The 21,268-nt window shown below is 68.1% G+C and carries 17 protein-coding genes; 13 read left to right on the forward strand and 4 right to left on the reverse strand.

Annotated elements, in window-relative coordinates; genetic code table 11:
• Window positions 1-371 precede the first annotated feature (371 nt).
• The 6 genes from AB0J58_RS30310 to AB0J58_RS30335 all read left to right on the forward strand — a co-directional run bounded on the left by AB0J58_RS30310 (window position 372) and on the right by AB0J58_RS30335 (window position 6,267).
• Window positions 372-1,145, forward strand: a complete 774-nt coding sequence (locus AB0J58_RS30310) for a MerR family transcriptional regulator (protein WP_364222042.1) — start codon at window positions 372-374, stop codon at window positions 1,143-1,145.
• A complete protein-coding gene (locus AB0J58_RS30315; RefSeq protein WP_364222045.1) occupies window positions 1,142-1,705 on the forward strand; it encodes a GyrI-like domain-containing protein in 564 nt (187 codons plus the stop codon). Before AB0J58_RS30310 ends, AB0J58_RS30315 begins: the two co-directional genes overlap by 4 nt.
• Window positions 1,706-2,132: 427 nt before the next feature.
• On the forward strand, window positions 2,133-2,768 hold the full coding sequence (locus AB0J58_RS30320; RefSeq protein ID WP_364222048.1) for a GPP34 family phosphoprotein: 636 nt from the start codon (window positions 2,133-2,135) through the stop codon (window positions 2,766-2,768).
• Window positions 2,769-2,796: 28 nt separating this feature from the next.
• On the forward strand, window positions 2,797-4,269 hold the full coding sequence (locus tag AB0J58_RS30325) for an APC family permease (protein ID WP_364222050.1): 1,473 nt from the start codon (window positions 2,797-2,799) through the stop codon (window positions 4,267-4,269).
• Window positions 4,266-4,859: a GNAT family N-acetyltransferase gene (locus AB0J58_RS30330; RefSeq protein ID WP_364222053.1), complete on the forward strand. Its 594-nt coding sequence runs from the start codon at window positions 4,266-4,268 to the stop codon at window positions 4,857-4,859. The genes AB0J58_RS30325 and AB0J58_RS30330 overlap by 4 nt, the downstream gene beginning before the upstream one ends.
• A gap of 352 nt (window positions 4,860-5,211) precedes the next feature.
• Window positions 5,212-6,267: a methyltransferase domain-containing protein gene (locus tag AB0J58_RS30335; protein WP_364222056.1), complete on the forward strand. Its 1,056-nt coding sequence runs from the start codon at window positions 5,212-5,214 to the stop codon at window positions 6,265-6,267.
• Window positions 6,268-6,403: 136 nt separating this feature from the next.
• Here the strand turns inward: AB0J58_RS30335 and AB0J58_RS30340 are convergent, their stop codons facing one another.
• Window positions 6,404-7,072 carry a GntR family transcriptional regulator gene (locus AB0J58_RS30340; protein WP_364222059.1) on the reverse strand — a complete coding sequence of 223 codons (669 nt, stop codon included), beginning with the start codon at window positions 7,070-7,072 and terminating at the stop codon, window positions 6,404-6,406.
• A gap of 73 nt (window positions 7,073-7,145) precedes the next feature.
• Between AB0J58_RS30340 and AB0J58_RS30345 the strand changes: the two genes are divergently transcribed.
• The 7 genes from AB0J58_RS30345 to AB0J58_RS30375 all read left to right on the forward strand — a co-directional run bounded on the left by AB0J58_RS30345 (window position 7,146) and on the right by AB0J58_RS30375 (window position 14,607).
• The gene (locus tag AB0J58_RS30345) at window positions 7,146-8,366 is read left to right on the forward strand and encodes a sarcosine oxidase subunit beta family protein (protein ID WP_364222062.1); all 1,221 of its coding nucleotides are present in this window, start codon (window positions 7,146-7,148) and stop codon (window positions 8,364-8,366) included.
• A gap of 28 nt (window positions 8,367-8,394) precedes the next feature.
• Window positions 8,395-8,676, forward strand: coding sequence for a sarcosine oxidase subunit delta (locus AB0J58_RS30350; RefSeq protein WP_364222065.1), 282 nt, complete (start codon window positions 8,395-8,397; stop codon window positions 8,674-8,676).
• Window positions 8,673-11,567 carry a sarcosine oxidase subunit alpha family protein gene (locus AB0J58_RS30355; RefSeq protein ID WP_364222068.1) on the forward strand — a complete coding sequence of 965 codons (2,895 nt, stop codon included), beginning with the start codon at window positions 8,673-8,675 and terminating at the stop codon, window positions 11,565-11,567. The genes AB0J58_RS30350 and AB0J58_RS30355 overlap by 4 nt, the downstream gene beginning before the upstream one ends.
• On the forward strand, window positions 11,557-12,138 hold the full coding sequence (locus tag AB0J58_RS30360; protein WP_364222071.1) for a sarcosine oxidase subunit gamma family protein: 582 nt from the start codon (window positions 11,557-11,559) through the stop codon (window positions 12,136-12,138). Before AB0J58_RS30355 ends, AB0J58_RS30360 begins: the two co-directional genes overlap by 11 nt.
• Before the next feature lie 296 nt (window positions 12,139-12,434).
• Window positions 12,435-13,640 (forward strand): sensor histidine kinase, encoded by a 1,206-nt coding sequence (locus tag AB0J58_RS30365; RefSeq protein WP_364222074.1) that lies wholly within the window; start codon window positions 12,435-12,437, stop codon window positions 13,638-13,640.
• A 2-nt stretch (window positions 13,641-13,642) separates the two neighbouring features.
• Window positions 13,643-14,320, forward strand: coding sequence for a response regulator transcription factor (locus AB0J58_RS30370; RefSeq protein ID WP_364222170.1), 678 nt, complete (start codon window positions 13,643-13,645; stop codon window positions 14,318-14,320).
• Window positions 14,321-14,388: 68 nt separating this feature from the next.
• Window positions 14,389-14,607: a hypothetical protein gene (locus tag AB0J58_RS30375; protein WP_364222077.1), complete on the forward strand. Its 219-nt coding sequence runs from the start codon at window positions 14,389-14,391 to the stop codon at window positions 14,605-14,607.
• On the opposite strand, the gene AB0J58_RS30380 is transcribed toward AB0J58_RS30375, so the two are convergent.
• The 3 genes from AB0J58_RS30380 to AB0J58_RS30390 form a co-directional block, all read right to left on the reverse strand.
• Window positions 14,597-18,256 carry a CARDB domain-containing protein gene (locus AB0J58_RS30380; RefSeq protein WP_364222080.1) on the reverse strand — a complete coding sequence of 1,220 codons (3,660 nt, stop codon included), beginning with the start codon at window positions 18,254-18,256 and terminating at the stop codon, window positions 14,597-14,599. The genes AB0J58_RS30375 and AB0J58_RS30380 overlap by 11 nt on opposite strands.
• 516 nt (window positions 18,257-18,772) lie before the next feature.
• The gene (locus AB0J58_RS30385) at window positions 18,773-19,414 is read right to left on the reverse strand and encodes an RloB family protein (protein WP_364222083.1); all 642 of its coding nucleotides are present in this window, start codon (window positions 19,412-19,414) and stop codon (window positions 18,773-18,775) included.
• Window positions 19,335-20,723, reverse strand: coding sequence for an ATP-binding protein (locus tag AB0J58_RS30390; RefSeq protein WP_364222086.1), 1,389 nt, complete (start codon window positions 20,721-20,723; stop codon window positions 19,335-19,337). Before AB0J58_RS30390 ends, AB0J58_RS30385 begins: the two co-directional genes overlap by 80 nt.
• Window positions 20,724-21,268 lie beyond the last annotated feature (545 nt).

Genomic DNA, 21,268 nt, shown 5'->3' on the forward strand with positions numbered 1-21,268 from the left:
AACCCGACGGCCGGGTTGGGCCCGTCCGACACCGTGGACATCGGCTGGCACACGTTCCTGATGTACACCCGCGAGTACGCCGAGTTCTGCCAGCGCCGCGCCGCTCCATGAGCGGCCACGTGAGGCCACGTGAGGCCACTGCGCGCCCGGATGCGATCTCCGGCTCGCCCGCTTCTCGCCCGGTTGGACTCTCCCACTGTGGGAGCCTCCATGCTGGTGACTCCTCCGCTCCCGAGAGGAACGGCTTCCCGCTTCCCTCGGCTGAGGTGGGCGACGGACAAGCCCTGCCCGTTTTCGAACCCGGAAACCGTATCAAGGAGGCGATTCCCCTGCCAGGCGAACCCGGCGGTCCCCTCGCTGGAGCTGATGGTGTGAACGAGGGACACCTGCCGATCGGACGGTTCGCGAGGCTCTGCCGGCTCAGCGTCAAGCAGTTGCGTCACTACGACGAGCTGGGCCTGCTGACCCCGGACCACGTCGATCCGGACACCGGCTACCGCTACTACCGGCCGGACCAGGCGCGTGCCGCGATGCTGATCGGCCTGCTCCGCTCCATCGACGTACCCCTTACCTCGATCGGGCGGGTGCTGTCCGGCGACACGGGTGCGCTCGGTGGCGTACGCGACCGGATGGAGGCCGATCTGGCGCGCCGCGAACGCAACTTCGCCGCGCTCGAACGCATCCTCTCCGACGGTCTGCCCCGGCCGGAGGTGACGGTGGTCCGTGAGCCCGCCCGGCGGGTGGCCGTCGTCAGGGACATCGCGACGCCGGACCGGATCGGCGTCGTCACCTCGGCGTGCGTGGCCCGGCTGCTCGCCGCCGTGGGCACCCCGAAGGGGCTGCTGATCGGGCTGTTCCCGCTGGATCTCACGCGGGAACTCGCCGTGGCCGTCACCGTGGAGACGTCCGAGGACGTGCCGGGGACGTCCCCGGACGTGCTGCCCGGCGGCCTGTACGCCTCGGTGACGCACGTCGGTCCTTACGACCAGATCCCGCTCACCGCGCACGCGCTGCTCGCCTGGGTGGGCGAGCGCGGGCACACGCCCGAAGGCCCGCTGCGCGAGGTGTACGTCTCCAATCCCGTCACCACGCCGCAGAACCGGTTGGTGACCCATCTGATGATCAAACTGGAGGACCCGGAATGAACTGGTATTCGGCCGCGGACGATCCCGAAGTGGTGGAGTTCGGTCCGGTACGCGGGCTCTCGGTCACCGGACAGGGGGCGCCGGGCGGGCCGGTCTACACGACGAGCGTGGGAGCGCTGTACGCCGTCGCCGGGGCGCTGCTCGGCATCGCGGCCCGCGCCGTGCGGCCGTTCGAAATGCCCCTCCTGGAAGGCCGCTGGTGGGCCGAGGACGAGCGACCGCCGCTCGACGTGCCGCGCGAGGAGTGGTGGTGGCATCTGTTCCTGCGGCTGCCGGAGCCGGTGGACGAGGTGTGGGCCGACGAGGCGCGCCAGTCCGCGGGGCACCCGGCCGCCGCCAGGGTGCAACTCGTCACCTTCACCGAGGGACTGTGCGTGCAGGTTCTGCACCGCGGACCGTACGCGGAGGAGCCGAAGTCCCTCGCCAGGATGGACGCGCTGATGCGGAGCGAGGGGCTGGTCCGGAACGGCCTGCACCACGAGATCTACCTGTCCGACACGGGGGAGACCGACCCGGAGAAGATGCTGACCGTACTCCGGCAGCCCGTTCGCGCCGCCTGAAGCCGGGGCCGTGATTCGACACCGGGTGTGCGGAAGCCGTTACCGCGCCATTCCGGTCCCTGGGCGGTGTAACTTTCCGCATTAAAGACCGACACTAATTACCCGGGCCCCGCTGATTCTCGCTCCGCGCGGCTCGCTCGGCTGGATTTTCCCGGCGGGGAAAAACCTTCGAAGGCCCGCTTCGCGCTGTCGGCGTGAGGCGGGTTTTCTTCTTTGCGTACCAGGTCATCCAGGTGATCACCGGTCTCCGGCAGGGGGCGTCCGCACCCTCCCGGGAGCTTTCGGGCCCGAGGTTCCGGCCATTGCCGCCTCGGTCGTGGGTGGGCGACTTCCTTTTCTCCGATTCCCGCTCGGAGCTATCCGCTACGCGGCAGAACTTTATTCGCGTAATGGCAGATTTAACAATTTACCTATACGATCGCCGTTCGTGGCTGAAGTTGATCTTTCGGGACCCCGATTGGCTGACGACCTGTTCTTTGTCATGCATGACAATGCGACAGGCCGGATGAGGCTTCATGCCCGCCTGACCGGTCTGGGGCTGGCCGCCGCCATCCTGGGAGAACTGATGCTCGCCGGGCGGATAACCGTGGGATTGGCGGCGGGGCAGATCGGGCTCGTCGTTCTCGACGCGGCGCCGCCCGAAGACACGCTCACCAGGACCGCCCTGGACCACGTCGTCGCCGAACCCGCACACCGCTTCCGTACCTGGTTGCAGTTCCTCGCCCGTACGGCACGCGCCGACGTGGCGGCCCGGATGACCGCCGACGGGCTGCTGCGCCCGCCCGGCAGACGCCCGTCGCGGAGGCAGGTGCCGGTCGACGTGAACATCGCGGCGTGGCCCGGCGGACGCGTCAACCTGGCGATCCAACGCCGTGAACCACTCAGCGTCCAGGACGGCGTCCTGCTGGGGCTGCTCGTCGCGACCGGCGGCAACCAGCTCGTCCTGTGGGAGCAGAACCCGAGATACCTCTCCGATTCGATCACCGCCCTCCCGGCGCCGCTCCAGGAACTGATCGCCCAGACCGAGGCTGCCGTAGGTGACTCCGTCATCAGCCGCCGGTGAACCCACCCCCCTCATTTCAAGGATCCCAATGTCCGTGACAGAACGAAGGGCCAGCGCCGTCTCCGCCGCGCTCGCCCAGGACCGCCTCGGTGTGCCGTCGGTGGTGTTCTTCGTCATCTCGGCGGCGGCGCCGCTGACCGTCATCGGTGGCTCGGTGACCGCCGCCTACGCCGCGACCGGCGTGATCGGCGTGCCGCTCGCCTTCATCCTGCTCGGAGCCATCCTGGGCCTGTTCGCCGTCGGCTACGTGACGATGGCCCGTTACGTCGTCAACGCCGGGGCGTTCTACGCGTACACCGCGAAAGGGCTCGGCAGGCCGGTGGGTGTGGCGACCGCGTGGGTCGCGTTGCTGGCCTACAACGCGCTCCAGGTGGGTCTCTACGGCATGATAGGTGCGGCCGCCCAGCCGCTGATCGCCGACTGGTTCGGAAGCTCTCCGCCCTGGTGGGTCATCGGGCTGGTCGCCTGGGTGCTGACCGGGGTGCTCGGCCTCATGCGGGTCGACGTGAACGGGAAGGTCCTTTCGGTCCTGCTGCTGACGGAGATAGCCGTCGTCGTCGTGTTCGACATCGCGGACCTGATCAACCCGGCGGCCTCGGGCTACAGCCTCGACGTCTTCGACCCGTCGAACCTCTTCGTCCCCGGGATCGGAGCGGTGGTCGCGATCTGCATCGCGTCCTTCGCGGGCTTCGAGTCGTCGGTGGTGTTCTCCGAGGAGACCAAGGACCCGAGGCGCACGGTGCCGATCGCGACCTACATCGCACTCGCCGTCATCTCCGGCCTCTACGCGTTGTCGTCCTGGGCGATGACCGTGCCGATCGGCTCGGACAAGATCGTCGAGGCCACGCGCGAGCAGAGTTCGGCCCTCCTGTTCAACCTGGCCGGGCAGCACCTGGGGGCGACCGTCGCCACCATCGGTTCCCTCCTCTTCGTGACGAGCCTCTTCGCCGCGCTGATCGCCTTCCACAACACGATCTCCCGCTACGTCTTCGCCCTCGGCAGGGAGAGGGTGCTGCCCGAGACCTTCGGCCGTACCTCCCCCCGGACCGGTGCCCCGGTCAACGGCTCGGTGGCGCAGAGTGTCATCGGGCTGGTCACGATCGTCATATACGCGCTCTTCGGCCTGGATCCGGTCGTCCAGCTGTTCTTCACCGTCGGATCGTTCGGTGGCCTGGGACTGCTCATGATGCTGGCGGCCACCTCGATCTCCGTGCTGGTCTTCTTCACCAAGAACCCCAAGGAGGAGAACGCCTGGCGGACCAGGATCGCCCCGGGTATCTCCTCGGTCCTGCTGATCGTGGTCATCGTGCTCGTCATGGCCAACTTCGACACCGTGCTCGGCGTGGCCCCCGACTCCCCGCTGCGCTGGATCATGCCCGCCGTCTACTTCGTCGCCGTGGGGCTCGGCGTCATGTGGGGACTCGCCCTGCGGGCCAACCGGCCGAAGGTGTACGCGAACATCGGGCGGGGCGCCCAGGCGGCCGTGGGAGGGACCGAATGACAGAGATCATTCGCGTTCGGAACACTCCCGGAGCCGCCGAGACCATTGGCGCGATCATCGCCACCTCCTTCCACGAGCAGGAGATCTCGGCCTGGATGATCCCGCCGGACGACGACCGCCGCCGGGTGATGCCCCCCTTCTTCTCCATGATCACCGAGAGCGCCCTCATCCACGGCGAGGTCCACGCGACGGCCGACATGTCCGCCGTGGCCGTATGGTTTCACAAAGGCGCCGAGCCGCTTCCCGAGATCCCCGACCGGGACGTCCGGGTGGAGGCGTTCGCCGGTCCCCACGCGGAGCGCATCGGGCAGATGGGGGAGGAGATGGACAAGCGCCACCCCCACGACCCGCACCACTACCTGGCGTTCCTCGCCGTACTCCCCGGGCACCAGGGACGGAGGACGGGGACCCGGCTGCTCAGGGAGTACCACCGCGGGCTCGACGAGGCGGGCATACCCGCGTACCTGGAGGCCAGCAGCACCCGCAGCCGCAGGCTCTACCTGCGCCACGGCTATCAGGACCTCGGCGACCCGATGTTCATGCCCGACGGCCCGCCGATGTTCCCGATGTGGCGCCCGCCGAACCTCTGACCGTGCCTCCCGCCGGTCACGGTGTCGCGACCGGCCCGGCCGGGCCGGTCCGGCCGGTGTCGTACGAGTGTGATGTGCGCCCCTTGGGCGGATACGGCACTGATCGGGCTGCTAGCATTCGTTCCATGATCTTCTTCTTCCAGCTGCGTTAAGGGACCGTCGGCGAGGCGAGGAACCCCCGTCGTCGACGAGGCGGGGCGGCGTGGCGCCGTCCCGAACCTTGACGTGGGAGAAGAACGATCATCATGCGCACTCGCGCGCGTTTTCTCACCGCCCCGCGTCCCAGCGCCCTCGCCGTCTCGTGACGGCGGCGCGCCTGGTGGCGCGGTGCGTCCGAGGACTGGAGCCCGTCGTGGCCTCCGAGATCCTCCAGCTCGGACTCGGTCCGATCACCCGTCTGGGCCACCGTGAGGTGCACTTCCGTGCGCCTCGGCCGGAGCCCGGGGTGGTCCGGCTGCGCACCGCGGACGACGTGTTCCTGCTCGCCGCCCAAGTGCCGGACATCGGAGCGGCCAGAACGGGTGTCGACGCGCTCGCCGAGCTCGCGGCCGTCACCGATGTGGACACGCTGCTCCGGCACCGGCTGGGCTGTGGAGGCTCCGGCGACCTCACCGGTGTCGAGGTGTCGGCGTCCTTCCTGGGAAGGCGGAACTTCAACCGGTACGACGTCGAGGACGCCGTCGGCCGGGCCCTGGCGTGGCGGCTGGGAGCCGGCTACCACTCGCGGCGCGGGGGCGCCGCGCCCCCGCCGGCCCACAGCGCGTGGCGGCTGATCCTGGACGGCACCCGGGCGACGCTCCTGCTGAGGATCACCGACCGGCCGCTGCACCGCCGTACCTACAAGCGGTGCACGATCCCGGGCACCCTGCATCCTCCGCTGGCCGCGGCGATGGCCCGGATGGCCGACATCCGGTCCGACCACCGGGTGCTCGACCCCTGCTGCGGTGCCGGAACCCTGCTCATCGAGGCCGGGCGGCTGCGGCCGGACGCCCGCTTCTGCGGCTTCGACCTGGACCCGGACGCGCTGCGGGCGGCGCGTACGAACGCGGCGGATCTGCCGGCCGTCACCGTCCGCCAGGCCGATGCCGGTGACCTGCCGCTGGCCGACGGCAGCGTCGACCGCGTCGTGTGCAACCCGCCCTGGGGTACGCAGGTCGCCGCGCACGGCCTGCTCGACGGGGCTTTCTCCCGCTGGTGGACGGAACTGCGGCGGGTCCTCGCTCCCGACGGAATGGCGGTGGTGCTGATCCCCGACACCGACGACCTCGGCACCGCCATCCGGCACCGGCTGGTCCCTGTCCACGTCCAGCAGGTCCGGCTCTCCGGCGCCAGTTCGTACATCGTCCGGCTCATGGCAGGGGAGCGGCGCCCACGACAGCAGTCCCGGCGTCGAACACAGGGAGGATGAGCTCGGAGGATCGAAGGGGAAGGTCAGGGCGGTGGCGGATGCGGTGATCCCGCCGCCACCGCCCCGACCGTTCCAGCCGGGGCTCCCGCGAGGACGCGGGCATGACGACGGTTGACCGGTGGGTTCCGCCGGGAGATCAGAGCAGGGCGCGGACCTCGCGTTCGAAGCCTGCGACGTGTTCGGCGGCGAGCCGGGCGGCCCGCTCCTCCTCGCCGTCGACGACGGCGCGCAGCAGCGGGCCGTGCTCTCCGACGTGGCCCGCCATGCCGGGAAGCCGGTCGACGAACAGGCACCAGATCCGGGTGGCCAGGTTGTCGTAGCGGACCAGGGTGTCCTCAAGGTAGGGGTTTCGGGTGGCGGCGTACAGGGCGCGGTGCACGCGCAGGTCGAGACGCATCAACTGCTCCGGCGGCAGGGTGGAGATGCGCTCGGGGGCCAGTTCCGCGCCGAGCTCGCCGAGCGCGATCCGGTCCGCCGGCGTGGCGCGCAGGGCCGCCTTGGCCGCGGCCACCGGCTCCAGTTGCTGCCGGACCTCGGAGATGTGGGCGAGGTCGGTGATGTTGACCTCGGTGGCGAAGGTGCCGCGGCGCGGGTAGGCGACCACGAGCCGCTCGCCCTCCAGCCGTTTCAGTGCCTCGCGGACGGGTGTCCTGCCCATGTCGAGTGAGGCGGCGAGCTGGTCCTCCTTGATCGGCATCCCGGGGCGGATGTCGAGCATGACGAGCCTGTCGCGGATGGCTCGGTACGCCTGCTCGGAGAGCGAGAGCGGTGCCCCGTCGTCCCCTGCGTTGACCGTCGCTCGCACCTGACGTAGATTACCCCATCAACTGATATATCAATAGTTTACTAGGTGGCCTCGACCCGAACGGAGCCTCGGCGTGACCACGAACCCGCTCCCCGAACACCCCGACCTGCTCTGGCGCAACCCGGAGCCGAAGCCGTCGTACGACGCGATCGTCGTGGGCGGCGGCGGGCACGGGCTCGCCACCGCCTACTACCTGGCCAGGAACCACGGCATCGGCAACGTGGCGGTGCTGGAGAAGGGCTGGCTGGCCGGTGGCAACATGGCCCGCAACACCACGATCATCCGCTCCAACTACCTGTGGGACGAGAGCGCCGGGATCTACGAGTTCGCGCTGAAGCAGTGGGAGCGGCTGCCCGAGGAACTGGACTACGACTTCCTGTTCAGCCAGCGGGGCGTGCTCAACCTCGCCCACACCCTCCAGGACGTCCGCGAGGCCCGCCGCCGGGTCGACGCCAACCGGCTCAACGGCGTCGACGCGGAGTGGCTGGAGGCCGAGGAGGTGGCCGAGGTGTGCCCGATCGTCAACGTCTCCCCGGACGTCCGCTACCCGGTGCTGGGCGCGACGTTCCAGCCCCGGGCCGGCATCGCCAAGCACGACCACGTGGCCTGGGCCTTCGCCCGCGCCGCGGACGCGCTGGGCGTGGACCTCATCCAGAACTGCGCGGTCACCGGCTTCGTCAAGGACGGCGACCGGGTCGTCGGCGTGCGCACCACCCGGGGCACCGTGAACGCCGGGGTGGTCGGCCTGGTCGCCGCCGGTCACAGCGGCGTCCTGGCGGAGCAGGCCGGCTTCCGGCTGCCGGTCCGGTCGCAACCGCTGCAGGCACTGGTCTCCGAGCTGTACGAGCCGGTCCACCCCACCGTGGTCATGTCGAACCACGTGCACGTCTACGTCTCGCAGGCGCACAAGGGCGAGCTGGTCATGGGCGCCGGGGTGGACTCCTACAACGGCTACGGCCGGCGCGGCTCCTTCCACGTCATCGAGAAGCAGATGGCGGCGGCGATCGAACTGTTCCCGATCTTCGCCCGCGCGCACGTGCTCCGTACCTGGGGCGGCATCGTCGACGTCTCCCCCGACGCCTCGCCCATCATCGGCAGGACGCCCGTGGAGAACCTCTACGTCAACTGTGGCTGGGGGACCGGCGGTTTCAAGGCCACCCCGTCGGCCGGATGGACCATGGCCCACACCATGGCGACCGGGGAGCCGCACCCGCTGAACGCGCCGTTCTCCCTGGAGCGGTTCACCACCGGCGCCCTCATCGACGAGCACGGCGCCGCGGCCGTGGCCCACTGATCCCGCGACCTCGCGAAGGAGCCACCGAATGCTCTTGCTGGACTGTCCCTGGTGCGGGCCGCGGGACGAGACCGAGTACCACTACGGCGGGCAGGCCCACGTCCGCTACCCGCAGGCCCCGGCCGACCTGACCGATCGGGAATGGGCCGAGTACCTCTTCTTCCGCGACAACCCCGAGGGCCCCTTCGCCGAACGCTGGGTGCACAGCACCGGCTGCCGCCGCTGGTTCAACGTCGTGCGGGACACCACCAGCTACCGGGTGCTCGCCGTCTACCGGCCCACCGACCCCCGCCCGGAAGGATCGCGATGAGCGCCCAGCCCCACCGGCTCCCGTCCGGCGGCCGGATCGACCGCGACACGGTGCTCCGCCTCACCGTCGACGGCCAGGAGCTGACCGGCCACCCGGGTGACACCGTCGCCTCGGCGATGCTGGCCGCGGGCAGGCTCGACGTCGCCCCCTCGATCTACCGGGGGCGCCCGCGCGGCATCGTGGCGGCCGGTGTCGAGGAGCCGAACGCGCTGCTCGAGGTCCTCGGGCGGTGCTCGGAGTCGATGCTCCCGGCCACCACGGTCTCCCTCGTCGACGGGCTGGCCGTGCGGACGCTGTCCGGCCTGGGCCGGCTCGACCCCACCGGTGACGAGGCCGTCTACGACAAGAGGTTCGCGCACACCGACGTCCTGGTCATCGGTGCCGGCCCGGCGGGGCTCGCCGCGGCCTCCGCCGCCGCCAGGTCGGGCGCCCGGGTGATCCTGCTCGACGAGCAGTCCGAGGCGGGGGGATCGCTGCTCTCCTGCCGCCAGGAGACGGTGAACGGCTCGCCCGCGCTGGACTGGGTGCGCGAGGTGGTGGCCGAACTCGAATCCGCCCCCGAGGCGAGGGTGCTCAGCCGCACCACCGCCTTCGGCAGCTACGACGACAACTACGTGGTCGCGGTCCAGCACCGCACCGACCATCTCGGTCACCCGGCTCCCGAGGGCGTGTCCCGCCAGCGGGTCTGGCACATCCGGGCGGCGCGGGTCGTGATCGCCACCGGCGCGCACGAGCGCCCGCTGGTCTTCGCGGGCAATGACCGACCCGGGGTCCTCCTGGCCTCGGCCGTGCGCGGCTACCTCAACCGGTACGCGGTGGCGCCCTGCTCCCGCGCCGTGGTGAGCACCGTCAACGACAGCGCGTACGACACGGTGACCGACCTGGTCGCGGCCGGAGTCGAGGTGGCGGCCGTGATCGACGCCCGTCCCGTCCTGTCGCCGCGCGCGGCCGAGGTCGCCGGGACCGGAGTGCGTGTCGTGCCGGGCAGCGCGGTCGTCGAGACGACCGGCGCCTCGCGGGTCGGCGGCGTCCTGGTCGGCGCGCTGGACGAGGACGGACTGCTCGGCGGCGACGCCGAGGCCGATGTCGAGGCCATCGCGTGTGACCTGCTCGCCGTCTCCGGCGGCTGGAGCCCGGTCGTACACCTGCACAGTCAGCGGCAGGGCGGGCTGCGCTGGGACGACGTGCTCGCGGCCTTCGTGCCCGAGGGGACCGTCCGCGACCAGCAGGTGGCCGGTTCGGCCCGGGGCACCTTCGACCTCGGTGGCTGCCTTGAGGAGGGTACCGAGGCCGGGGTCGCGGCCGCCGTGGCCGCCGGGTTCCCGATCGAGGCCGAGGCCCCGGTGGGGCGGGCGGCCACCGGCGAGTACGGGCCGGTCCGGCAGCTCTGGCTGGTGCCGGGGCGGACCGGCGGGCCGGCCGACTGGCACGAGCACTTCGTCGACCTGCAGCGCGACCAGACCGTCGCCGACGTCTGGCGGGCGACCGGTGCGGGCCTGCGCGGCATCGAGCACGTGAAGCGCTACACCTCGATCGGCACCGCGCACGACCAGGGCAGGACCTCCGCCGTCAACGCGATCGGCGTGATCGCCACCGCCCTCGGCGCGACCCCCGGAGAGATCGGCACGACGTCCTACCGGGCGCCGTACACCCCGGTCTCCTTCGCGGCCCTCGCCGGGCGCGAGCGGGGCGACCTCTTCGACCCCGAACGGACCACCCCGATCCAGCCCTGGCACGTCGCGCACGGCGCCAGGTTCGAGATCGTCGGGCAGTGGCTGCGCCCCCGGTACTTCCCGAGGGACGGTGAGGACATCGACGCGGCGGTCGCCCGCGAGAGCCGGGCCGCCCGGCGGGGCGTCGCCATGATGGACGCCTCCACGCTGGGCAAGATCGAGGTCTGCGGCGCCGACGCGGGCGAGTTCCTGGACCGCGTCTACACCAACGCCCACCGGAGACTGCCGGTCGGCTCCGCCAGGTACGGGGTCATGTGCAAGCCAGACGGCATGATCCTGGACGACGGCGTGAACCTGCGCCTCGACGAGAACCGCTTCCTGCTCACCACCACCACCGGCGGTGCGGCCGGTGTACTCGACTGGCTTGAGGAGTGGCTGCAGACCGAGTGGCCCGAACTGGACGTTTACTGCACCTCGGTGACCGAGCAGTGGACGACGATCGCGGTGGTGGGCCCGAAATCGCGGCAGGTGGTCGCGCGGGTGGCCCCGGAGCTGGACGTCTCGGCCGAGGCGTTCCCGTTCATGACCTTCCGCGAGACCACGCTGGCCTCCGGCGTGCCCGCCAGGATCTGCCGGATCTCCTTCTCCGGCGAGCTCGCCTACGAGATCAACGTGTCGGGCTGGTACGGCCTCGCCGTCTGGGAGCAGGTGTACGCCGCCGGAGCGGACCTCGACATCACGCCCTACGGCACCGAGACGATGCACGTGCTCCGCGCGGAGAAGGGTTACCCCATCGTCGGGCAGGACACCGACGGGACCGTCACGCCGCAGGACGCCGGCCTGGACTGGGTGGTCTCGAAACGCAAGGACTTCATCGGCAACCGCTCCTACACCAGGGCGGACACCGCGCGGGCCGACCGCAGGCACCTGGTCGGCCTGCTGCCGGCCGACCGGGTGACCCGGCTCCCCGAGGGCACGCAGATCATCGCGCCGGACACGCCGGTCACCCCGGAGCAGGGACCCGTCCCGATGCTCGGGCACGTCACCTCCAGTTACCACAGCGAGGCGCTCGGCCGGCCGTTCGCCCTCGCTCTCGTCGCCGGCGGCCGGGATCGGATCGGGGAGACCCTCATCGCCTGCGTGGGCGACTCCCCGGTCGAGGTCGAGGTCACCGGACCCGTGCTGTACGACCCGGAGGGGAGCAGGCGTGACGGCTGAACTGCGGCGGAGCCCGCTGGCGCATCTGGAGGACCGGATGCGCGCCGCCCGGGGCGGGTCACTGCGGGAGCTGCCGTTCCTGACCATGATCTCCGTCCGGGTGGCACCCGGATCCGCGGCCTTCGACCGGATCGGGGCGGCCCTGGGGGGCGGCCTGCCGGAGCGGGTCGCGGACACCACCCGGGCGGGAGCGCACACCGCCCTGTGGCTGGGCCCGGACGAATGGCTCGTGGTCTCGTCGGCCGACCCCGGCCCGCTGGTGGCGGACCTCACCCTGGCCCTGGCGGGTGATTCCGGCACGGTGGTCGACGTGTCGGCGAACCGGACGATCCTTGAGCTCAGCGGGGCCGCGGCGCGTCAGGTGCTGGAGAAGGGCTGCCCCGCCGACCTGCATCCCCGGTCGTTCGGCCCCGGCGACGCGGTGACGACCACGCTCGGACCGGTGCCCGTGCTGCTCTGGCAGTCCGGTCCCTCGACGTACCTGATCCTGCCCCGCTCCTCCTTCGCCGACTACGTCGCCCGGTGGCTGCTCGACGCGATGACCGAGTTCGCCTCCCCAGAGGTGCGCTGAGACGGCAAAGGCGTCCGCTCCGCAGCGGTCTTGATTATGGTCATAAATGGATTTTCGGCGGGGATCCTCTCTGCCTCCGTAAAGAGAGGATCGCCGTAATTTTCGGTGGGGTGAAGCTCTCCCTGAAAAGCTACCCGAGTTGCATATCCGCCACATACCGCGCAAGGTTTATTTGCTGCTACACCTGCCGCGTTATGCCTTGTACACCTCCTGCGGTATATGGCAGGAGGAGGGATGTCAGCCAGGGAGAATATGACTAGCATGCGCTGATGTACAGCTATGCGAGGACATCTTGGTTGAGACTTCTCACAGCGCATCCACTGCTCGTCGACACTGTGATCGCGGTGGTGTTGTCCGCCGTCATGTGGATGTGGGAACTCAGCGACACCAGGTACGGGACGCGCCCGCCGGACGGCCTGTCGCTCGCACTGACCCTCGCGGTGAACCTGCCGTTGGCCCTGCGACGGCGGATGCCGTGCACGGTGCTGGTGTTCTCGTGTGCGATGTCCCTGATTCATCTGGTACTCGGCTACCACTCCCAGGTGAACAAGATGGGAACGCTGCTGGTGCTGTACACCGTGGCCGCCCAGCGGCCGGTGGCGGTGTCATTGGCGGGGGCGGTGCTCACCTTCGGCCTGTGGTGGTGCTCCTCGATGGCGTTCCCGGGCACCAAGTTCTGGATGGCCGTCGTGTGGCCGCTGATGGCCGTCGGCTTCACCTGGGCTTTCGGCAGCGCCACCCGAATGGTCATCGAGAGCAACCGACGGCTCACCGAACTGACCAGGCAGTTGCGTGACGAGCAGGAGAACAAGGCCCGGCTGGCGGTGGCTCAGGAGCGAACGCGGATCGCCCGCGAACTGCACGACGTGGTCGCCCATCATCTGTCGGTGGTCGCGGTCCAGGCCGAGCTGGGCCAGTACGTGCTGTCGACCGATCGGGCCACCGCCGGCACGGCGCTGGCCACCATCGCGGACACCACCCGTGAGGCCCTGGACGAGATGCGACTGCTGCTGTTGATCCTGCGCATCGGGGCCGACGACGAACGGGAGGCGCAATACGGCGTGACGCCCGGACTGGGGGACCTGGGAACGCTGATCGAGCGGGTGCGCACGGCCGGCGTGACGGTGGAGGTGGTCGTGATCGGCGAGGAGAAGCCCCTGCTCCAGAGGCTGGATCTGTGCGTCTATCGGATCATCCAGGAATGCCTGACAAACGTCGTCAAGCACGCCGCCCCCACCCGGGTGCGGGTGACCTTCACCTATGGTGTGGGCGTCCTGACGCTACAGGTGTGCGACGACGGCCGTCTCGGTATCGACCAACCGGTCGAAGTGATCCATAACACACCAGGCCAGGGATTGATCGGCATGACTGAGCGAGTCAAGCTGTACCAGGGCACGATCACCACCGGTCCTCGCCCCACGGGCGGATTCCAGGTCGTGGTGACCCTTCCCCTGCTCACCCGTCCCGGTCGGGAGCCCTCCACTCCAACCAGCGAGAGGTGACGATGATCAAGGTGCTGGTAGCCGACGATCAGGAACTCATCCGGGCCGGACTGACCGCCCTCCTGCGCGCCGCCCCGGACCTTGAAGTAGTCGGTGAGGCCTCGGACGGTCACGAGGCCGTCCAGTGCGCCGCCGCCACCCATCCGGATGTGATCCTGATGGACATCCGCATGCCCGGCATGGACGGCATCGCCGCGACCAAGCGCATCCTGGCCGACGGCAGCGCGCCCCGTACCCCGCAGATACTCATTCTGACCACTTTCGACATCGATGAGTACGTCTACCAGGCGTTGCGCGCCGGAGCCTCCGGCTTCCTGCTCAAGCAGACCCCGGCCAAGCGCCTCCTGTCCGCCATTCACACCGTCGCGGCCGGGGACATTCTGCTGTCGCCCACCAGTACCCAGCGATTGATCGAGGCGTTCACACCCGCCCCGCCCGCGGCGCCCGATCGTGACGTGTCCCAGCTTTTCGCGCTGACCGCCCGCGAGCTTGAGATCTTCACCCTGGTCGGCCAGACGCTGTCCAACCATGACATCGCCCAGAAGCTGTGCCTGAGCCAGGCCACCGTGAAAACCCACCTCAACCGCGCGATGAGCAAGCTCGGCCTGTCCAGCCGCGCCCATGTCGTCGCCACCGCCTACGACTGCGGCCTGGTCACCTCGCGCCGGCCCGCGGGCTGACCCGCCCACCGGCGCGACGGGTGGCGTGTCCGCACCTTCCCCGCCCACGGTCCGGCGCCGTTGTCGTCATGCCGGCCCGGGAAGCCGGCCCGGCGCCGCTTCTGGTCATCGGGTACGTCCTGGCGGTGTTCGCGATCGCGGGGTGGCCCGCCACCGCCACCGCCATCGGCATCCCCATCGCGGCGGTGCTGTTCCGGCGAACCGGTACGACCGGCCATGCGGGTGTCCAGGTGGGGGAGCACACCGCGTGGCCGGTCGTTCTCAGGCGCGGGAGGACTAGGGGTTGATCACGAAGCTCGACCCCGGTTCCTTCACGATGTCGCCCTTGGCCGAGTTGGTGATGGTGACGTTCGTCAGCGTCGCGCTGCCGCGGGCGCCGCTCATCGCCAGGATGCCGGCGCCGTTGTTGGACCTGTCGATCCGCACGTTGGTGACCGCGACGCCGGGCATGTTGCCGCCCCCCGTCTTGAACTGGATGCCGTCGTAGGTCGAGTCGTGGATGTCGGTGTCCCGGATGGTGACACCGGTGATGTCCCGGTTCGCCGCGAAGAGCGTGATGGCCCCGAACTCCTGGTCCTCGTTCCAGAAGACGCCGCCGCACCGGTAGAGCGCGTTGCCCGCCACCAGGGTCTGCCCGGAGAAGGGCAGCGGGTCGTGGTCGGTCGCCAGCATGATGCCCGGGTAGTTCATGGTGTCGTAGACCAGGTTGTTCTCGATCTTGTTGCCGTAGCCGCCGTAGATCGCGATGCCGGTCGCCCGCCAGGGCAGCTGGATGGTGTTGTTGACGAACCGGTTGTCGTGTGCGATGTCCACCGCCGGGTCCTTGACGTACCGGTTGGCCCAGACCGCCAGGGAGTCGTCGCCGGTGGTGCGGAACGACGAGTTGAACACCCGCGAGTTCCGCGTGCCGTTGCTGAAGTTGATGCCGTCGGCGTAGGTGTTGCGGATGCGCATGCCGCTGAAGTCCAGCCCGTCGGCGGGCCCCCACAGATCCGGGATGTTGTCGTAGTCACGGCCGACCCAGACACCCACGTTGGCGTGCTCGATCCACACGTTGGAGATCTTGGTGTTCTTGCCGAACCGCCCGTTCAGCCCCACCCCGCCTTCGGCGTTGCCGTCGCCGCCGCGAATGCGGCCCGAGCCGAAGATGGCGATGTCGGAGATCTGGACGTTGTCGTCGATGTCGAAGCCGAAGTTGCCCTCGTGCGGGTGGTTGATGCCGCCGGTCGCCAGGTGCGGCTCGGTCAGGGTGTACAGCTGGGAGTGCCACATCCCCGCTCCGCGGATCGTGACGTCGCTGATGCCCACCTGGTTGAACTGACCCCGGTTCAGCGGGTCGTCGGTGAGGATCTTCTTCTCCTGCCGCCACTGTCCCTCCGGGATCCACACGCAGTCGATGACCCCGTTCTGGTCGTCCGTCACCGCCCGCTGGATGGCGGCCGTGTCGTCGAGCCCGTCGTTGGGCACCGCGCCGTACGCCGTGATCGAGGTGCAACCGGCCGGCCGGCTCGCCGCCGGTGCCACCTGCTCCAGGTCGATCAGGTCGATGATGTAGAACGAGGCCGTGTCGGTCGCGTCGCGCTGCAACCGGAACCTGGTGCCTGCCGGGTAGGTCGACGACAGCAGCGCGTGCGACTCGTCGAACAACCGCCGGGCGTCGGCCTGCGGGGTGTTCGTCAGGGATTCCGGGCCGTCGCTGTTCCCGTACAGCCAGCTGTGCCGCGACGAGAGGGTCAGCTTCCGGGCGAAGGTGTCGTTGACGTACAGGCTGATGGTGGCCTCGATGCCACCGCCGTTCGGCGCGTCGGGGATGGAGTTGCGCACCACGATCGAGTTGGCGGAGTTGGTCGAGGTGAACTCGACGAACTGCCCCGTGCTGTTCAGCCGCACCGACTGCCGCCCCGAGGACTCGGTGGCGAAGTTGGTGTGCCCGAAGGTGCGCAGCGGGTCGGCCGTCAGCAGGGTGCCCTGGTACCTGGCGGCCTCGGCCTCGTACTCGACCCACGGAACCGCCGCCCCGCGCCCGACCACGATCGCCTGGGAGAACGCGTTGTTGGTCTCGTTGGTCTCGGCGACGACGTTGGTCGCGTCGGCGGTGGCGGTGATGGTGGCACCGCCGGCGGTGGCGGTCCAGCTGCCGCCGACGGCCACGTTGACCGTCGCGCCCGCGGCGATCGACGGGGTGTTGGTGTTGAGCGTGGTGCCGCCCACCGTCAGCCGGGTGACCGTGGTCGCGCCCGTCGCGGTGTTCCCGCGGTTCTTCACCGACACGGTGAAGGTGACCGCCGCGCCGACCGCCGGGTTCGGCGGGTTGGAGCTGATGCCGAGGACCTGCAGGTCGGGTCCGGGAGCCTCGGTGACCACCAGCGGCGACGCCGCGGTGAAGGCGTTGTTGCCCTCGTTCTGCTCGAAGACCGTGTTCGGCTCGTCCACCCTGGCACTGACCTGATAGGTCGCCGCGCCGCGGGTGCCGATGTTCGCGGTCACCGTGGCCTGGGCGCCGGCCGCGAGAGCGGCGACCGGAGCGGTGCCGGCCGACGTGCCGCCCAGGTAGAAGTTGACATTGGTCGCGCCGGAGGCGGCGGTGCCGATGTTACGCACCGTGCCGGTCAGCGTGATCGCGTTGGTCTCGATCGGCGCGTTCGGGGACCAGCCGAGAGCCGAGACCGTCAGGTCGGGGTTCGGCGCGGGGACGCCGATGACCTGGAACTCGGCGACCTGTCCGGCGGGCGCGCCGGTGTTGCCGTTGAACCTCAACTGGACGTCGGCGACGGTGGCGTTGACGCCGATCGTCACCGTGTTGCCACCGGAGGCCGGGTTGAACGTGTAGTTCTGCGCCGACACCAGGTTGGTGTAGCCCGTGGCGTTCTGCTCCCGGCCCAGCACCTGGATGTTCTGGGTACGGGTGCCCCACGCGGCGTCCGGGTTCAGCTTCAGCACGACCGAGCTGACGCTCGCGTTGGCGCCGAGCTTGACCGCCAGCGTGTTCGGGTACCCGGCGTTGCCCTCCCAGTAGGTGGCCGTGCTGTTGTCGTTGGCGTTGGCCGCGACGAACGTGTGCACGTGGCCGGACTCGACCATCTCCTTGCCGACGGCCAGGTTCGAACCGGGATCGCCGGTGCCGTTGCGGGTCACCGTGTTGCTGTTCGCCGAGACGTTGCCCGCCGCGTCCCTGGCCCGCACGAAGTACGTCACGGTCGCCGACGCCGGTTGGTCGTCGGTGTAGGTCAGCACGTTGCCGACGCTGCCCCGGAGCTGGCCGCCCGCGTAGATGTCGTACCCGGTGACGCCCACGTTGTCGGTCGAGGCGTTCCAGGTCAGCTTGATCTGGCCGGGGGCCGGCTGGGTGAAGGCGAGGTTTCCGGGGGCCGACGGCTTCTCGGTGTCGCCGCCGCCGGCGGCGGCGTAGATCTCGAACTCGGAGATCTGCGCGGCGGGCCAGCCGGTGTTGGCGGTGACGTTGACGCGCCAGTACCGGTAGGTCGCGGCACTGAAGTCGATCGTGACCTTGTTACCGGTCGCCGGGTCGAACGTGTGGTTCGCCGAGGCCACCACCGTGCTGTAGCCGGTGCCGTCGGCGCTGCCCTGGATCGAGAGGGTCTGGGTGCGGGTCTGCCAGGCGGCGGGGGCGGGCACCTTCAGCACGATCCGGTCGACGCTCGTGGCGGTGCCGAGGTCGATCCGCGCCCACTGCGGGAAGCTGTTGTTCGCGCTCTCCCAGTAGGTGTTCTGATCGCCGTCGTTGATCGCGGACACCGGGTACTCGGCGATGGAAGTGCCGGCCTGGGTCGCCTTGCCCGGCGACAGGTTGGGTCCGCCGGCGGCGAAGGCCGGCACGACCGGCCCCGTGACGAGCAGGCCGGCGGTGACCGTGGTCGCCAGCATGGTCGCCAGCGTGGCCGCCACCAGCCGTAACGGTCCGTACGGTTTTCTCATGCGCGTTCTTCCATCTCTCGTCGAGCACGACAGAGCCGAGGCGTGAAGGCATGCGCCTTCACCGCACACGGATGGGGGGCAGGTGCATGGGCGCAGCGCATTCCTGAAGTTGCGAAGAGCCGCGAGAAAAAGAACTTTTCTTTGCAAGATTCTTGCGTACTGTTGGCCAAAGGTTACATACGCGCTACGACCACGTCAACGGGCGAAAAACGGCTCTCCGTACTGGCCCGACGCGAGATGTGAAGGAGGTCGGGACGGGCCGCGGCCGCCCCTTCTGCCGGCTGAAAGTCCGTCGCGGGGGTTGTGAGCGCATGGGTGACGTTGGCCGCGGAGCCGTACCGGGTGCGGGTCGTCCCGAGTTTCCATCGTCGGCTGTACGCACTCCGCCGATACCTGTCCCTGGTCGTCTCAGAAGTGTGATGCGCTGGTACCTATCCCAGGCCGAACAGCCCCACCGGCGCCAGGTTTTCCAGGTGTCGCCTCATCGAACGGCCGAGCGCGATCGGCGCCGGCAGGTCACTTCGGATCGTCTACTTGTGCACGAAGGCGGTCGACAAGCTCCCACACAGAAGCGAAAGGGTTGCGATTCGCCCACTGGGTTTCGGCGTTGTGGGCCTCTGTGAGTTGCTGGGCGCGCTTCCGCGCGACTTCGTAGCCATCCATCAGAGCGTCGGGATCAAAGCTCTTGCCGCTCCGCGTATAGCAACAGGTGCCATGTGCTTCTAGCGAATCACAAGCCTGGTCTGTTGTGAGATATCCACGTTGGTCCTTAACGTGAAGCATCAGCCAAAGCTCGAAGCAGGGGTTTGAGATAGCGCATTTTATATCATTTCGGTTGGCTAGAACCAACGCCCTGTCCAGGGTGGGATGAGGAACCGGAGCTTCGACATCCACTACGCACCAAACCTCGTCATACGCCATGAACTGGTCCATTGCGGACTTTGGCGCTCGCGCTTGATGGTCAATGGCAGATTTGATCAGCCCTAATGGCTCACCATGCGTCGGGCCGAACTGCACCCCGGGTATCCTCAGCCGGCGCTTCAACGATGCGAAGTAAATGCGCTCGGTAACCTCCCCCTCACAGTAGATGAGGAAGCGTTTCCGCTCTGGCAGGCTTCCCTGCTTTCGCTTCAGAGGTTTGCTGCGGCGGCCCGACATGTGGACTATTTTGCCGTGCGAGGGCGCGGTCCAGGAAGGAATCGTCAAAAACAGGAACCCCCCTGTAACGGCCGAGGAGGTAGCCGCGGAAGACGTTGTCGAGCCCCTCTCTCACGCGGTATCGCGTCAGCGGGTGAAGTTCTGTCGCCCCGTCCGAGGAACGGTCCGTGAACCAGATCTGATCGCGCTTGAGCCCTGCTTCGGTCAGTGGCGACAGGAGAGTCACGTCGTGTGCGTTAAAAACTATCTGTGCACCTTTGTTATTAAAGTGTGGATCTTGGAAGAGCTTCACCAACTTGCTCGCCAGCAGGGGATGTAGGAACGCGTTCAGTTCGTCGACCACAACCAGTTTTCCTGTTGACAGCGCATGAATGATGGGCCCGAGCAGGGCAAACCAGCTACGTGTTCCGCTGGATTCGCTGTCCAGCGGAAGAGTGTACTCCTGGCCTTTCACGCGGTGCACAAAGTCGACTTTCGGCGGGCCTTGAAGCTCAAGATTTTCGTCAGCATGACGATCTGGGTTTATTGCCGTTAAGAGTGCGATAATTCTGTCTCGAACCTCTTTGTCTACGGGTTGTGGCTCGTGGCGGACATTGGTAATGCCAAAGTCTGCATAATTGAGCAGACTTAAGACGCCCTCTCGATCGTGCTCCGCGATCTCATGCAGGGTGTGGGTCAGGCTTAACCATGGCTGACCTGCATCGATGTAAATAATCTCGCGCTCGAACCAGCGATATATCTCGGTAAGTTGCGGGTGATTATTTGCGGCAGCAGCCGAAAGATACAGGCTGTTCGGCCGCACCAGCTCGGAGATTGCTTTCTTTTTTCCCTTCAGGTGTTCGCCGAACTGGATCGATCCCCCTTCGGGACCTGAGCGTTCAAACAGAACACGACGAACCCTTCGCTGCTGTTTTGTGAAGCTGTACAGCCACTCGTCTTGTATCGCCCGGTCGTCCAGGGAGAAGCCGTACTCGTAGTGGACTCCGTCAAGCGCGATATCGACAGAAAACTCTGAGGGCTTTGCGTGACTCTCGCCATCAAAACGGAAGCTGTTACGGTGGATGGTCTCTCCGGGCTTCCATCGCTGATGGGAGTCTTCGACGGCGGTCGCCATGAAACGTAGAGCCTGCAGCAGGTTGGACTTTCCTGAGGCGTTGCCACCGTAGATCGCCGCAGCCGGAAGCACCGATAGATCTTCTTGGATAGGGCGACGTACTGCTAGATCGCTGTGCTCGTCCAGCGCTACCAGGCTGAGCTCCTGTTCGTCGCGCAACGATGCGTAGTTGGCGATACGGAAGCGGAGAAGCACCTTGCCTCCTGTCGGACAGACTGCTCACAACCTAGGGTACGTGTCTACGCGCCCCACACATCAATAGTTGACGATTTTGGACCTAAAATCTAGAGCACCATAGGGGCTTAGGGCTGATTTTGGCAAAAATCGATGGATCTCAACTCTGTGGCCATGTCCTCTCCGGAGACTCGCGAAGTGACTCTTTGTGTTACTTAAACCCCCGCTGAACAGGGCAAATGCCGCGTCTCATCCGCCTGGTAATCCGCCGAAGGCCCGTGTCGTTCGAGTCATGGCTTCAGTGCCTACCGGTCAGATGTTCGATACGGAGGCGAGATAACGCGACATTCGCGAAATCGGATGCCTGCTAACAGAATGTGATGATTGCCTCATCCGAGAGTGAGACTGAACAGGGGTTTGAGGATTACGGCGACTCGGTTCGTTGTTTAGAAGCGCCCACCTCCGGCCTGCTCCTTTGTTCGCCCGGGAGGGCGAACCAGGATCGTTTCCTGAACGCGGGCGCCCTTTCCGGGGGTACCCCCTGGGGGCGTGGCGTTACCAGGGCG

The organism is Streptosporangium sp. NPDC049644, from assembly GCF_040675205.1.
GTDB classification, from domain to species: Bacteria; Actinomycetota; Actinomycetes; order Streptosporangiales; family Streptosporangiaceae; genus Streptosporangium; species Streptosporangium fukuiense.

Excerpts from the sequence above, each read along its gene's own strand:
- AB0J58_RS30355 (WP_364222068.1), top strand. The coding sequence starts at position 8,673 with ATGAGCGCCCAGCCCCACCGGCTCCCGTCCGGCGGCCGGATCGACCGC.
- AB0J58_RS30380 (WP_364222080.1), bottom strand. The coding sequence starts at position 18,256 with ATGAGAAAACCGTACGGACCGTTACGGCTGGTGGCGGCCACGCTGGCG.
- AB0J58_RS30375 (WP_364222077.1), top strand. The coding sequence starts at position 14,389 with ATGCCGGCCCGGGAAGCCGGCCCGGCGCCGCTTCTGGTCATCGGGTAC.
- AB0J58_RS30385 (WP_364222083.1), bottom strand. The coding sequence starts at position 19,414 with ATGTCGGGCCGCCGCAGCAAACCTCTGAAGCGAAAGCAGGGAAGCCTG.
- AB0J58_RS30330 (WP_364222053.1), top strand. The coding sequence starts at position 4,266 with ATGACAGAGATCATTCGCGTTCGGAACACTCCCGGAGCCGCCGAGACC.
- AB0J58_RS30350 (WP_364222065.1), top strand. The coding sequence starts at position 8,395 with ATGCTCTTGCTGGACTGTCCCTGGTGCGGGCCGCGGGACGAGACCGAG.
- AB0J58_RS30325 (WP_364222050.1), top strand. The coding sequence starts at position 2,797 with ATGTCCGTGACAGAACGAAGGGCCAGCGCCGTCTCCGCCGCGCTCGCC.
- AB0J58_RS30315 (WP_364222045.1), top strand. The coding sequence starts at position 1,142 with ATGAACTGGTATTCGGCCGCGGACGATCCCGAAGTGGTGGAGTTCGGT.
- AB0J58_RS30370 (WP_364222170.1), top strand. The coding sequence starts at position 13,643 with ATGATCAAGGTGCTGGTAGCCGACGATCAGGAACTCATCCGGGCCGGA.